The organism is Paenibacillus sp. FSL K6-3182 (assembly GCF_037976325.1).
Lineage (GTDB): Bacteria > Bacillota > Bacilli > Paenibacillales > Paenibacillaceae > Pristimantibacillus.
The window spans coordinates 1,209,234-1,225,000 of record NZ_CP150265.1 but is presented as its reverse complement, the minus strand read 5'-3'; the positions used below and the strand labels follow the sequence as shown (position 1 = coordinate 1,225,000).

The 15,767-nt window shown below is 47.3% G+C and carries 3 protein-coding genes; 1 reads left to right on the top strand and 2 read right to left on the bottom strand.

The genetic code is table 11. From position 1 onward, the window contains the following. Nucleotides 1-78: 78 nt before the first annotated feature. A complete protein-coding gene (locus MHH56_RS05285) occupies nucleotides 79-642 on the top strand; it encodes a hypothetical protein (RefSeq protein ID WP_339207086.1) in 564 nt (187 codons plus the stop codon). Nucleotides 643-710: 68 nt separating this feature from the next. Here MHH56_RS05285 and MHH56_RS05280 read toward each other — a convergent pair whose 3' ends face one another. Next, nucleotides 711-1,622 (bottom strand): ornithine carbamoyltransferase, encoded by a 912-nt coding sequence (locus MHH56_RS05280; protein ID WP_339207083.1) that lies wholly within the window; start codon nucleotides 1,620-1,622, stop codon nucleotides 711-713. 232 nt (nucleotides 1,623-1,854) lie between these two features. Further along, nucleotides 1,855-15,597 (bottom strand): S-layer homology domain-containing protein, encoded by a 13,743-nt coding sequence (locus tag MHH56_RS05275; protein WP_339207081.1) that lies wholly within the window; start codon nucleotides 15,595-15,597, stop codon nucleotides 1,855-1,857. Nucleotides 15,598-15,767 lie beyond the last annotated feature (170 nt).

Here is a 15,767-nt window from a genome sequence, read left to right as displayed (position 1 = left end):
GTCATTTAGAAACATTTTAACAATATATGGTCTTTATTAGAAGAGATCGCTGAACAATTCATAAAGGAGAGCTTTCGTTTGGGAAAAATATTCGCATTTTATGGCCCTTCCGCTTCAGGTAAATCCGAAATCCAGAAAGAGCTGACCCTTAGCGGCTTTCAAAAAATTATTACTTCAACAACCAGACTCCCGAGGCCGAATGAGTCAGACGGGATTCATTATATTTTTATGGAAACGAGCCAGTTTGAAAATCACATTCGTGCAGATGCCTTTATTGAATGGACACGATACAACGAGCATTATTACGGTACACTAAAATCCAGCATTGAAGAAGTATTCGATCAAAATAGGAATGCCCATATTGTAATGGACCTTGCTGGCGTACTCGCTTTAAAGAAGCGGTATGATCATGTGATTGCGATCTATGTAGGTGCGGATGTTGAATCCATTAAAAGAAGATTGGTAATAAGAGGCGGAATGCCTGAGGAAATCGCCAAAAGGGTGCAACGCGCGGAGGAAATTGAACTAAAGAGCGAGTATATGCAGCATGCTGATGTGATCATATGGAACCATGATGACACCCGCTTTAATGATACAATGACGCAGGTCAGAGAGATCATAGCCGCTCATGGTTCATTTTGAGAACATCCCAAAAAACAATCAAAAGCTCAACTGCGCTTAGTATGCGTGGATGAGCTTTTTTGATAACTTTATTTAAGTAAATGCATAAGCAGCGCTTTTTGAACATACATCCTGTTCTCGGCTTGCTGATAGATGATGGAACGCTCCGACTCCACTAACTCCTCCTCTATCTCGAAGCCCGGATGGATAGGCATGTCATGCATAAGATAAGGCAAGTGTCCCGCAAGATTGCTTCTGTTCAACTGATAAGGCAGCATCTTCTCCATTCTTCGCTTCTTCTCATCTTGATAGTGGTCTTCATAAAAAAACTCCATATCGATCCAAGTGTCAGTATATACAAAATCAGATCTGGCTGCCGCACTAGGCAAATCAATAACCTTTTCAACAAATCCACTTTGAAAAGCCTTTTGCATAAGCTCCTCATCCCAAGATGGCTTGTTAATGATCGGAGTAACTAGCAGTAGCTTGATTCCCACTGCCATACACCCTGCGACCAAAGAATTGGCGACATTGTTATGAATGCCAACGTACGTAAGCGTTATTCCCGTAAAAGTACCTGCGACCTCATAGATGGTCATCAAGTCCGCAAGAGCCTGGCAAGGATGATATTTGTCGCAGCAGCCATTAATGACAGGGACCTTGGAGTACTTGGCAAGCTCGAGCAAATCGTCATGTTTCTTCAGTCTGGCCATAATCACATCGCAGTTTCGTGAAGCATACTGCGCTTCATACTGAATGGGTGAAATACTGAAGTTGCTGGCATCCCAATCCATAACGACTGAGTACCCGCCCATTTGGTTAATTCCAGATTGAAACGATAGATTCGTACGAGTAGAAGTTTTCTGAAAAAGCATGAGAAGACCTTTTCGCTCTGCTGCGTGGTAATAGGCCTCTGGGCTGTTCTTTATCTCGATTCCTTGCCTGATGATGGAGTGAATGGTGTCCGCGTCGTACTCTCTTAGTGATAATAAATGAGTCATGATTTCACCTCTAATGAATATTTATACGTTATAATGTATTTGTATTCAATTTAAGGTGAAGGATAGATTTTGTCAACTAAAGGAAAAACAGACTATTCTTCGAGTAGAATTAATTACGTTAGCGGCGAAACTAAATCATAAGAAAAAACACCCTATCTAGCCATACATGATAAATGGCTTTGACAGGGTGCTTTCTAGTAATTGCGATATTCTACATCATGGGTTGAATAAATTATTTCATCACTCTTGATACGATCCTGTAAACCAGATTTCCCAGCCTGTAGTAATCCTTGAATTCCGTAAGTACCTTCGTACAAGTCTGACCGATCATCGTCTTAAGAATAGCGACACCAATTTCAAAGCGATAAACATCCCATACCGCATCAAGAGCATCGAGGACGTTATATCCAGAAAGAGCTGTCATAATGACGGAGTCCTTATAGTCTACTCTCTCTGTGTTTCGCATTAGCTTAGTCGCCTCACCTATCCTTACTCTATCGCCCCGAAGAGTCGTCAATGTAATGATAATGGCAATTTCATTATTGCTGAGCAGCATGCGTTCCGCACTGGACAGATCATCGTAAAAAGCTTGCTGCTCACGTGTCGATATTTCCTTAATAATCAGATACGTCTCATCCAAGTTGTTGTTATTAGCCATCCGTATGGCATCGCTAAGCTCTACGAGAGTGATCAGCCCAGAATCAAGCATACCCTTGGCTATCTCCTTAAGCGACCAGTGACCCAGCTCAAGCAAATTGTAAGGAACCCATTGTACGTGGGCGTTTACCGCCAGCAGCGCTCTAGTAAGCTCAGCAATTTCCTTGAATCCTCCGTCGTACAAGAACTTGGAAATATAATAAAGACTGTAGCCACTGCTGTGCAAAGCCTTCGAGAGGTCGGTGGAAGGAATACCTAACTGTCTCAAAATAGAAATCGTGTCGTTATCCCAATTAAAGGTGTATCTTAAGTATTCACCGACAGCGTATCCGTTTTTATGCAGCCAATATAGTTTATTTTCGAGCGTCCGCTCTTTCATGTACCGAAGCGCCTCTTCTGCGTTATAACCATACTCCTTCAGAAGTGTAAAGATCGAATCTTCTCGCGCATCGTACCGATTCAGCGTGTTCAAAATTTCTCTACCGTCATAACCGCGATTTTTCATTTCCTTCGCAATATCGACCATAGAAACGCTCGATAAAGTCATCTTGACGGTTGTGAATACGCGATATGCATAGCTGGTACTGTTTACGTACCCATTCTGCCTCAGAACGTCAATGATGTCTCCCGCTTTTGAATACCCCAGCTTGACGAACAGCGCCGATTGCTCCTCGATTGTTGTTGCCGTCCCTCTGCCAGCCGTGAAGAACATATAGAAAGCACGGATAATGCTGGCACGATCATAACCAAGCGTCATTAACGTGCCGATCAAATATCCAGAACGATCAGGACCAAGCAGATTTTGCCGTTCAAGCTCGGTAGCAATCCCGGCGGCGTCCGTCCCTTTCGACTTCATACGGGCAAGGTAAGCAATTAGCGGATTGCCGCCGAATACTTCACCTGCGGCCATCCGAACCTGATCCTGCGGAATCAAAGTTTCCGGAATAGTTTCCATTATCGTGGCTGCATCCATTTGAAATAACAGCTTCATAGCGAGTACGATATCGGCGACAGTGAATTTGGTTTTCATAAACCGCACAACATTGAGTGGTACAAATGCGGTCGTTGCCGGAAAAATATCTTCCAATACCCTTAGATTTGTGTTGGTATAATAGACTCCCACTATAGCAAGCCCAATCACTTCTGCCGGATAATAGGGAGAAAGCAATTCAGTAACTGCACCTGAGTCTAGTTTATAGTCAAACCTGAGGTATTGGACAATTTCCTTAATTTCATAGCCGGCATCCCGCAAGAACACAACCGCTCCTTGTGGCGTCGCAACACCTTTCAGCTTAAGGACATCCTTGATAATGCTCACCGGAGCAAAAGCCTCTCCGTACACTTTATTAAGCGTTGATTGAATGGCTGCTTCTTGATAAACGGCAAGTCCCTGAAGAATCACAAGCGACGCTTCTCTCGTCTTGCCATATTGCTCCTTGCTCGCCTTAACGATGTCCTCCATGCGGTAGCCTGCATCCAAGAGCTGATCCGCCATAGCTTCAGCTGATGTTGCTCCACCTGCTTTGATTACTTCGATTAAAGCGCCGTTCACCGCTTGTCCGTACACTGCATTTACACTGCTCAGAATGACGTTCAGCTCGAACAGCTGACTGCCAATTAGCAATGCTGCGGTTTCGCCGGCTGTCTTGCCGTAAAAGCCTTTAACCACGCGTACGATATCTATCATCGGAACGCCTGAATTCCACAAGTAAGGAATGGCCGCTGTTTCGTCCGTGATTCCCCCTTCTTCTAGATACTGCAGCGCCGTAGACTCTGATGACTGCCCATAAACGGCAGCTACCGTTACTTCAATAACCTTTTCGTTGTCCACTTGGAGAGCGGTTAGAACCGTTAACGTTTTGTCTGCTGCAAATCCAAAATAATCCTTAGCTGCGCCCACAATATCATGAAGCGTATAGCCCATGCCTCTGAGGAGCGGAACAGCATCCTCCAGCGTATTGATTCTGCTCTTCTTAAGCAGGCTGGATAAGCTTTCCTCGATCGGTTTTCCGTAAACTTCAAAGACAGTTGCTACTAGCTCATTAAATGAATATCCATTTGTTTCGGAGAGAATAGCTAGTGTCTCACCTGCTGTCATATGGTAATAATCCTTGGCAATTCGGATAATATCTCGCAAGCTATAGCTAAGCTTAAGCTGTGGAATTGCATCCGCCAACCTTCCGATGCCCAGATCGATCATGGCCTGAATCGTAACCTGCTCTAACGCTAAACCGTAAACAGCAGAAACTTCCGCCAAAATCCGGCTCTCCTCATCGACTGCACCATCCATTAAGGCTTGTACCACTTTAGAGGAATCGAGAATGTAATAATCCTTCCCTACCTGAATCATATCCCGGAGGCTGAATCTCATCTTTGTCAGATAAGGGATTGCATCCTTCAATGTCACCAGATGCTGAGCCTCTAAAGAGTCAACAATGCTTGCGTTTTGTGAGCTGCCGTAAACATTCGATATAGCAGAAAGCACGTCGCTCTGGCGATACCGGCCAGTATCCAGCAGTGCTTGAAGAGCTGCACCCGATGAAATACCGTAACCATCCTTTGCCATCTTCACGATCGATACTAAGCTGAATTGCGCCTTATAAGCAAGTTCAATTCCACTGGCAAAGGATACTGGTCCTTCTGCTGCCTGCCGCTGATACATCGTTAACTCAACGGATTGATTAAAAGCTGAAGCTACTGCCTGGATGAGCACATTGCTTGACGACAAGTATACCGCTGACAAGCGAAGCGCGATCACCCCAGCCGATTGGCCAAAATGGTTTTTGCCAACGCTCACGATATCTTTAATCGGGAAACCTGTGACGTATAGATAATTAACCGCTTCATCAAAGGTTGTGATCCCTTGCTGCTCCAACGCGCCTGCAACTGTTTCATCAAGTCCTTGACCATATAAGGATGCAAGGCCAAGCAGAATATCGTCGATGTCGTTAGGATATTCTTTTGCCAGCAAATATGAAGCTTCGCTCGAAGTAAGCTGATAATAATCTTTCAGGCTGTGAGCAACAACGGATAAGGAATAACCGCTCATTCTAAGAAATGCAATACCATCCTTAGGCTCCTTGCTGGACGAAGCGTCAAGCAGACCAGCAATCGTCACTTGCTCTTGTCCGTACAAAGACTGCAGAATCGCTATGGTCGATTTCATATTACCCATTCTTCGGGTGTGGATGAGAAGTCCTTCCATTACTTCTTCTTTCGAATATCCACCCTTAATCAGTGCCGGCCCAACCTTGCCTGAGTCAAAATAAGACGGATACAGCGCACCCAGCGTATTGATGACAGAAATGGCCGTTGCGCCTTGCTCCTTCAGCACTTTGATCCAAATCGTCATAGGGTCTCCGCCATAAGCAGCAGCGATGGCAGTACCTACTTCCTCTGACGAATAGCTGGCAAGCAGAAGCGCAGACGCCTCTGACGATGGCAAGCCGTATTCCGTTCTAAGCACTAATGCAATATCCCTTACCGAATATGGTGCAAGGCGTGTGATGACTTGCCCTATCGTTAGCGGTTCGGTCCGTTGGTTCAGATAGGCGGCAACCTCACTAGCTGCTATGCCTTGTTTGCTGAAAGCCCCAATCCATTCCGTCCAGCCCCGCGCTTCAAATGCCTGTGCAATTTCCGTGAATTTATACCCCGAGTCTTTTAGCGCTGCGGTCAAATACGGCAATCCTTTCGCACGTACTCCGCCAGTAGGATAAAGATTAATTGTTCCTTCAATAATGTCATCCAGCGTATAGAAGCTAGAGAGGCTCATTGCCACTGTCGCTTCCTGTATTGACGTTCCCGGGAACAAATATTGCGAGTCCTTTACAACCGTTGATACACTGCAAGGACATTTAAAATAATCAAATGCAGTAGTCCTTTCAAGCTCTACCCATTGCTGCAGCGTCAAGCCTAGCTGAGCTTTTAGAGCTTGTCCAATGGCTAGCTTCTCCCAGCTTTTGATGCTTGTGAGCGAACGGGCCAAAGTAGTGGCATCCATACTTACCGTTTCATCACTTGCAAAAGTCGTTCGAAGCGCATGTAATACATCTCCAGCCTCGAAGCGGTCATAGCTGCGGAAGATAACTTCCACCGCATCCTCCATTGTGAAGGACGCGCCTCCGCGAATGACGGCATTTCGAATTGTGCTTAATCCTTGCGCGGTAGACATACCCGACTGCCTCAGCAGCGTCAGAGCTTCCGAACGGCTGCTGGCCATTCGATTATTCAGAATATAAGCCGTAAGTTCCGCAGGCTCATAACCAGCGCGAATTAATGACAACAGCATCGTCTTTCTTTGGTCGCCCTTCACCCCCGGATACAGCACGCTGATGGTCGTAGCGATATCAGCCCCGAAGCTTTCTCGAAGCAATCCCGCCTTGCTTTCCATGTCATAACCATGATCCGTAAACCCTCTCATAGCCTCACTTAGTCCAGCCGCTTCGGAACCCCATGCGCCGAGTACGGCGCTAGCAATTTCACCGATCCCGTATGATCCGCTTTTCATAGCGCCAACAATAACGGCTGCACCATCGCCGGAGGCTTGAATACCTTTGGCGACCTGGGCAGCAGCAATACCTGCCGCCAGCATAGCTGAAGCTGTTTGTTGCTTATCGAAGGTGCTTTTTAAGATAACATAAGCTTGTCCTGTCTCAATGCCTGCTCCCAAGTAAGTCAGAACAGCCTCGTTGACGTCGCTGAACGAATATAGATCTCGCAGCGCAATTCCTATATTGTTAGCAGGATAACCAGCACTGCCAAGCAGTTTCGCATTATCTACGCTAGATGCGGCATAAGCCTCTTTAATGACAACTGCGGATTCTGCTGCCGTGAATTTCGCGGCAGCCAAAGCTTCGATGGTGCTCTCGTTCGTTAAGCCGTAAACGGATTGAACAGCATCCCTAATCTCGCTAATACTGTACTTGCCTAGCTTCAATGCCACAGCGGCGTTTCCGCCAGTTTCCGCATAGGTATAACGCAGAACATAGGCGGATGAAGCGGTTGTTACTCCGGCTAGCTTAAACGACGCCATTATATCTCGAGGCTGATAGCCAAGATTACGAAGCGGCAGTGCAATGTCTTCAGCTTCATAGCCAGCTGTCACAAAATCCGGTATCAAATTGACATAGTTGGAAATATAGCCAGACGCGCTTAAAGCCTGGAACAAGGTAGGCGCATCAGTATCTATTTCGTATAATAGGCGGATGAATGCACTCCAATCCAAACCATATTCTTTCTTGACCGCTTTTGCGTAGTTCGCTGGGGTAAATCCAGCTTGCCGTAGCAGTCTTAATGACTCTAACGCAGACTTGCCATAATCAACCCGCAGTACATGCACAGGGTAAACGGCATCGTACTGGGTGGAATGGCTTTGCAGGAAACCATCCAGCGTAGCGACATTAGCTACCTGGAATTCTCCAAAAGTGGCCAAATACGTCTGATTAACTGCCTTGACCCGGTTGATGCCGCTATAAGCGACGGCTATCGTCGATGTCGAACTGATAACCGCCCCGCTGCTGCTCCAAGTCAACTCGATTTTCGTTGCATCGGAGGTCAGCCTTGTCATAACCCCGCTTTGCCATTGGTTGTTAATTTTCACAGAAAACGTTGACCCCGAATTAACAGCAGCCAGCGGCTTATCAAAGGTCAGGGTAATGGCTTTTCCGTTTTCACTCGATACGGCATCGATCAGCTCGGGAGGTGTGCTCACGTTGCTGATGATCGTATCCCCTCCAAAGTCATGCCCGTCCTTGCTCAGACGAAGCTTAAACTCCTTGTTATATCCGATATATTCATTAATAAAATAGGTTTGCCCAAAGTCCGGCGTTGAAACAGAGGTTGGGCGATACCAGACTGCGCTGCCATTGTGCATTTCGATATTCAAATTTTCTATCGGAGCACTAAGGAGCAGATTAAATCCATTTTCATTCACTCGAACAAGCGTCGCAGAGATAACAATCGGCACGTAAACGGCATTTAATTTTTCCTGCCCAGCAAAGATATAGCCTTGCTTGCTAAAAGCTGCGGTGTACGTTTGCCCTTCAACCACATTCGCTTTAATTAAAAACGACCCTGTCTCTACACCCGCTGTCACTCCAGTGACTGTGACCTCTGTCCCATCTTTAGACAAGAGCTTCACATCTTCCGGCTGCAGATCTTTTGGACCCGCTCCAACGAAAGTGATCGTCAAGCCGTTTCTAGTCGCAGCTAAACTTTTCGGATATTCCGTCATCGGAATATAAACATCCAGCGGTCCTTCCACCACACGATCCGGTATTTGAGCAATCAGCTTGTAATTCACACCTGCTGACAGCGGAGTAATGATGTTGTAGATTCGTCCTGCATCTGGCGCATCTGGGTTGTTCCCATTCGGATTTACAAGCTGGAATCCAATTCCTCGTCCCTGGTCATCAAGCAGTGTAAGCCATGTGCCATCCATATTACGGACTGCTTTGCTTAATTCTAATGTGAAAGCGTTAGTTGTAATATGGCTTGCTGTCATGCGGATAGGCACCTGCGCTTCCGGTATAGGCGCAGCTGGAACAAGAACCGGAAGTCCGCTGCTGAATGCGTAGCCGCTCTTCGTTAAAGTCAGACTGTAAGCCGCTCCCTCTTCGAGTGAGGCATGTACCGCATATTCGATACCAGCGTTCTCGGCTGTAATAGAGGCGATGGCAATCGCAGCACCTTGACTATTACGCAAGCTAAAGTCACTTGCACGCAAGCCCGGAACAGCCGAATCAAGCAACACGTTAAACCCATCCTTACTGACACTTGATAGAGTTGGATTTACTGGTACTGGCACATAAGCGTTCAATGCCGCTCCAAAATCATATCCTGCTGCTGTTATGATCAGCTTGTACGTTTTCCCGCCTTCAAGCGCTGCGGATAATGTGTACGTTCTTCCACCGTTATTTGTTGTTGCAGCTTTTATAATTACCGACTTGCCCTCGGCATCCTTTAGCGCGAAGCTGCTCGCAGACAGTCCGCTTAGTCCCGGTGCAACAAAGACGACAAGTCCCGACTCGGCAGCGCCTTCCACTGTCACCGAAACCGCGCTTGGCAGCAAAGCCGACAACGCTTGTCCAAAATCATACCCGCTCTTGCTTAGCGCACAAGAGTAAGTTTTGCCTCCTTTATAAGAGGCTTTAATCCGATAGGTTAGTCCGCCATCCTCTGTAACGACCGAAGCTGCAGTAAGCCGATTGCCCTCCTCGTCTGTGATAGCCACATGGCTTACATCCAAATCCGGTACAGCAGGGCTAAGACCAATGACAATTTCCGAAGCGCCTGAACTTAGCACTGCAGCATTTGCAATGATTGGAACGTCAACCACAACTCCGCTTCCGAAATCATACCCGGCTTTGGCAGCGGTGATTGTGTACTGCTCCGCTCCCCAAAACTCAGCTTCAATTAGGTAGCTATTACCCCCATCACTCGTGGTTGCGGAGGTAATTGCCTTTGTACCGCCCTCCACGCGTTTAAGCTGGAAGTCACTTATTCGCAAATGCGGAACCGGCTGATCTAAATGCAATATAAAAGCTCGATTGTTCCCGCTAATCATCCCGCCAAAACGAACGCCTACAGAGCGAATGGAGAAAGCTAGCGGATCACCATAGTCGTAACCCATTTTTGAGATGAACACCGAATAGACCTTATCAGGAACGATTGCGACGCCTAGCTCATACGAATAACCTCCATCGTTTGACACGTTCGTGCGAATCGCAACGTTTACCCCGTTCTCATCCACTATATGAATATCCGAAGTATTTAACATCGTTTGTTCCTTAAAATGCAACGTGACTCTCGAAGCCGTTGCTTGTACGGCCGAAATGGATCTCGAGTTTAGTGTAATCTTGTCAAGCGTAGAGAACATGTAGCCCTCTTTTTCAACACTAGCGGTATAGGTGATTCCTCCTTTTAAAGGAACCGTAACCGTATAGCTGGCTCCGTCATCACTCGTATGAATGGATTCAATTGCCACTGAATTTCCGTTATTGTCTTTAACCATCACATCTGCGGCTTGAAGATTCGGAACCGACGGGAAGAAATAGATGGTGAATCCCTGCTGCGACTGGCGTAACAGTATCGCATCGGCACGAACCTTCAGCCCAACGGTCAGCGGATTTCCAAAGTCATATCCCGGATAAGTAATGACTAAGCTATATGTCTCGGATACATTAAAATTGCCAATGAGAGAATAGGATGCGCCTCCTTCGTAATGAAGCGTAAATCCGATTGGCCGGCCTTTGCTGTCTGTCAGCTTAAAGCTGTCCCCAGTCAAATCTGAAATAAGCGGGTAAACATCAACATAAATCTTCGTTGCCGTCGTACCTCTCAATTGAAGTGAGCCTATTACGGGAATATCCACCGTGATCGGCGACGCTAGCGTAAATTCACTTCGGCTTAGCTCAAGTGAATATTTTGCACCAGTCGCAGCTCTGATCGCCACCAGATAAGTTAAACCCTGATCTTTTGTTGATAAAGAGTATTCCGAGTTTGGAATTTGCTGACCGTCTGGTCTTCGCAAAATAATGTCGGCAGGCTTCAAATCAGCAATCTTTTCACTGAAGCTGAGTTTGAAGCTATCTTTCTTCATCTCGGATACAGAAGCGGTAATGAGCTTGGTAAACACAAAGGATACTGGCTCGTAACGCTGATAAGTCAAGTCCGGCTTTACCTGAACGATATAAGATTTACTAGGAATCAGCGCTGCTTCCAATACATAGCTGCTTCCGAAATCCGTTGTGTTCGCCGAAGCTACGTTTATCGTTTCCCCTTGAGCTCCCCGAATAAAGAAATTTTTCTTCCCAAGTCCAATAACTGGAATGTCAAAATGCACGGTAACACCCGAAGCAGAAAATCCGGCAACGGTGGCTTCGGAAGGCACGGTAAAGGCTAGGTGGCTGAACGAATAACCATCCACCTCAATATCAAAGGCGTATGTTTGTCCGCGTGTCAAAGCAAACGTACCGCCAAAAGACATCTCAAAGCTCATTCCATCGGCAGACATGACGAGCGTTTTTGGGTGATAGCGTTTGCCCTGTTCATCTTTCACCGCAAGACCCTGCCCGTACTCTATTTGCCTTAGAGGAGTAGAGAAAGTAACCGCTACTGCTCCATCTTTGGAGACGTCAGTAATAACTCCGGTGACCAATTGATTGACGTAAAACGTCGCCGGCCCGTCAAACTTCACGTAATCCTTGCGGAAGGCGATCGTATAGTCTCGACCACTGATCAGATTTGCACTGACATGATAGGATAATCCTCCATCGGCGGTTGTCAGCGCCATTCCGCCAACCCCATTGCCCTGATTATCTGTTAATTGAATATGAGCAGGCAATAATCCAGGAACTGCTTGCTCAAATGCCAGATCAAAGCCATTCATGGCTGTATTGCTGATGGTCGCTTTCCCCGCGTCGATCGTTTCTCCCGCTTCAAATTCGATCCCCTGCGCCGGAAGATGACTAGGAAGACTTAGGTTATAGCTGCCGCCAAGCAAGTCTGCCTTCAGCCTGTAGGTAAGACCGCCATCCATTGTCACAGCGTCTTGTATCGTTACCCGCTCTCCTGTACCCTTGCGAGTCAGAAGAAATTGACCTGGTATTAACCCCGCAATAGCATAGCTAAGCTTAACCCGAAGTCCCGTATCGACAATCTGATCCGCCGAAATGGTAGTAACGACCGGAACATGAATGTTATAAATCGTCTGATCCATTGTCGCACTGACCTTCAGCACGTAATCACCAGGAGTCAGATCAGCAGCAATTCGGTAACTCCAACCGCCGTCGCTTGTCACTGCAGAGCGGAGTTTTATGGTGCTTCCGTCGGCCCGCTTGAGAACAAAGCCGTTGACTGTATCAATAGAAGCAGGAGGATTAAGAACAAAGGTGAATCCTGTATAGGAAATGTCAGTAATCGTGTTCTTCTCCGCGAGCGTAACCGATTTCGGTAAACCAAAGTCGAAGCCCTCACGTACAACGCTAATAAAATATGGTTTTCCTCTCACTCCGTTATAAGAGACAACATAAAATCTTTGCTGAGGGTCCCACACGACATTCGTTATGGCCACCGCGTTCCCGAGCGCATCCATGACCTTGAAATCATTGGCGGTCAAACCCGCTATATTCGGGTTAAGCCCAACCATGACATTATTCGGACCAACGCCTATATACCATGGGTTAATCGTTGTTCGAACAACGTTTACACTGTTTCCGAAGTCGTAACCCTCACTGCTTATTTTTAGTCTTATGGGTTGATACTGCATGGCCGCCGATTTAACGAAATAACTGCTGCCATTATCCAGAGTCGATACACTGTCTATTGCAATTTGATCACCGTTTGTATCCGCTAGAGAAAACGCTGCTGCGGTTAATCCCGGAACAGGTACGCTGAAGTGCACGATAATCCCTGCATTGGACGGATCAAACGCCGTTTGTTTCGATACGGCTATCTTCTCTGGAACGATAAGCGTACCGATCGTATAGCGGTCATCATCCACATCAATTCTATACCGATAGCTCCCAGCAGCCATTAAATCGGTTGATAGGATAGCCGAATGCCCATCCACGTTCGTTTGGACAGAAGTGACAGCAAGCGATTTGCCGTTTCCATCCTCTATTGTAATCAAGGCCTTAGCCAAATCGACCGTGTCGTTTGGGAAATTCAACTGAAAGCCTTGACGATTGACCCACTCTACAGTTGATAGAATTGGGGAAGGTTCTACCTTTAAGACAATTTCGCTGCCAAAAGCATAACCTTCTTTATTGAGCAATAAGGTATACGTCTCGCCTTTCGTTAGGGAGGAATACACTTCATACTCTTTGCCGATAGATACCGCGCTTAGCATATTAATGCCTATGTCCGCTCCAGCAGCATTCTTTAAAATAAAGCTTAGCGCATCGATAGCTGGGACGGTACGATCGAGCTCCAGTATGAAGCCGGATGTCGAGATGTGGCTAACGGCCGCATGGACAGCAATACTGCTGGGCGGGGCAACCGCAACGCTAAGCGCCGCGCCAAAGCTGTATCCAGCTTTCCTTAGCGTTAGTGAGTATGTCTCGCCTTCGACCAACTCCGCTTTGACAGCATAAGTTCTGCCGTCATCATCAGTTGCGACCTCCGTCACTCCAATCTTAGTGCCTGGATCGTTTAACGCTAATGTCAAATGATCCTCTGTCAGCCCCGCGACAGGAGTATCCAGCTTGATTGTGAAACCAGCTGTACTTGCGCCGGATATTGAGGCCACTACAGATACAACCTCTGGATCAGTAATCGGAACGAATATCGATACTGCGCTGCCGAAATAATATCCTTCCTTGGCAACCGTAAGCGAATACGTTTCACCCTCGGCAAGTGACGCTGAGAAATCATAAGCGCTGCCTCCCGTCCGCTCGGTTACGGAACCTATTGCGACACTTTCGCTGCCGTGCTTGAGTGTAAACTCAGCTTGCGTCAATCCAACAACCGACGGGCTCAGCAGCAACGAGAACCCCGTTTTGCTGGACCCATATACGGATGCTGCAACCGAAATGGCAGGCTGCTCAGTCTTTGGAACTTGAAATAAAATCCCAGCCCCGAACTGAAACCCAGTTTTAGCAATCGTCAGCTTATAAGACTCGCCCTCTGTGAGAGCTGCTGTAATAAAGTAAGAGCTGCCCCCATTAAGCGTAGAAGCTGATGCAACAGTAATGTTTCCGTTCGCAGCGTTTTTCAGTGTCAGATGTGCTGCGGTGAGCCCTGGTACTGGCGCGCTAAACGCAAGCCTAAACCCTGTCGCTGCTGCTTGACCCGCAGTTGCGGTTACTGTTACATCAACCGGATCCGTTGGTCTTGGCGTTTCTGTTGGTTTGGGAGTATCGGTTGGTTTAGGTGTATTAGTTGGGCTCGTTGGCCCGCCCGGCGAACCAATTCCCCCTGATGCTCCACCTCCAATTAAACCACCTTTCTCGGTTACTTCTTTTTGAGCTGGCTCCTTCTCAAAAACAACGCCTAGAGAATCGACAATTGCTTTCTCAATCGTTCCTTTGCCTTTCACATTCGCTGGCCCATGCAGTTCCATGCTGCTAACGCTGACGCCTTCTGCAAGTGAAATGGTTGATGTCTTAACCTGCTCACTAACGGTTAATTTTTCTACAGATCCCGAAGCAATGGTTAACTGCACATCGCTCTTAACCTCGACTAGCTTAAACTTGCCGGACAAAATAACTTCGCCGGAAGAGGAGATCGTAATGCCCTCTATCCCGCTGCCTTCAGATATCGGAGATTCAATATTCGCCTCCGATTGCACATCCAGCTGTCTTATAATCGTTGTTCCACCGATGACAACCCTAACTCGTCCATCTGCTTTGTCGACGACGACAGCTGCTAGCTGCGAGTCATCAATATGTACGCTGTTCTGCCCGCCGCCGTTTACAAACGTGCTTCCAAGCACTTTCACACCTTTGAGAAACACATCTCCTTCGCCGACTTCTTTCCCAATAGTGAGATTTCCCTTAATCGTCACATTACGAAGAGTTGTGCCTGGAGCCTGAATGGTCAAATCGCCAGCGACTTCAAAGTTCCCTTGCGCCTTGCCCCATGTGCCCCCTGTTTCAAGAACCTTTGCGCTAACGGTTATTCCCTCTGCTGACCTAGTTGATTGTTTCAGCACTCTATCGAGCATCATAACGGCTTCCGCCCTTGTCATCGGCTGAACCGGCCGAAGCGTGCCGTCCGCAAGCCCGCTAATGTAGCCCGCTTCAACAATGGCTTCCAATGCATCGCGTCCGTAACCAGGAATGCTAGCCCCATCCTTAAACTCGCTGAGCAGGCTAGCCCCGTCTTTGCCTATTACCGGCACAAGGCGCGAAAGCACAACAGCTGCTTCTATTCGGCTTAGCTTCTGCTCTGGCCGAAATGTTCCATTGCCATAGCCTTCGATATACCCTGCTTCCGCGGCTGCATGCACTTGCACAGCATACCAAGCGGTCGGAGCGACGTCCGTGAACTGCTTAGTCCCCGCTCCTTTGAACGCGAATAGCCGGTTGACCAGCGTTACGTATTCAATCCGGCTTAGAGCTTGATTTGGCCTGAAGGTTCCGTCCTGAAAACCCTCAATTAAACCTTGGCCTGCCCACTCCCTGACGGTCTTCTCCGCCCAGTGGCCCGCTAGATCTGAGAATGCAGCGGGCACTTTGGCCGGAATTGCAGATGCCGCGAAGGCTTGCCCGCTCGCATTGCCTATGCCGGGAGCTACCAGACCGACAACTAGGCTAGCAATCATCATCCACTTGAGCAGCAGGCTCCTTAACATTCTAACTTTTTGTTTCCTCACAATGATTTCCCCTTCCATCTTCACCAATTGGCTTAAGAGCTTACTCTGTATTTGATAGAGCCCAAGTTCGGCAACGTTAACAGCACTTAAGCTTAAGTCTAATAGGCTGCGATGAAAGAATAATAAAAGATTTTCGCGTAAAACGACAAAAACCGCGCAGCATCAAGGCT

Coding starts and splice junctions, on each gene's coding strand:
- MHH56_RS05280 (WP_339207083.1), bottom strand. CDS start 1,622: ATGACTCATTTATTATCACTAAGAGAGTACGACGCGGACACCATTCAC.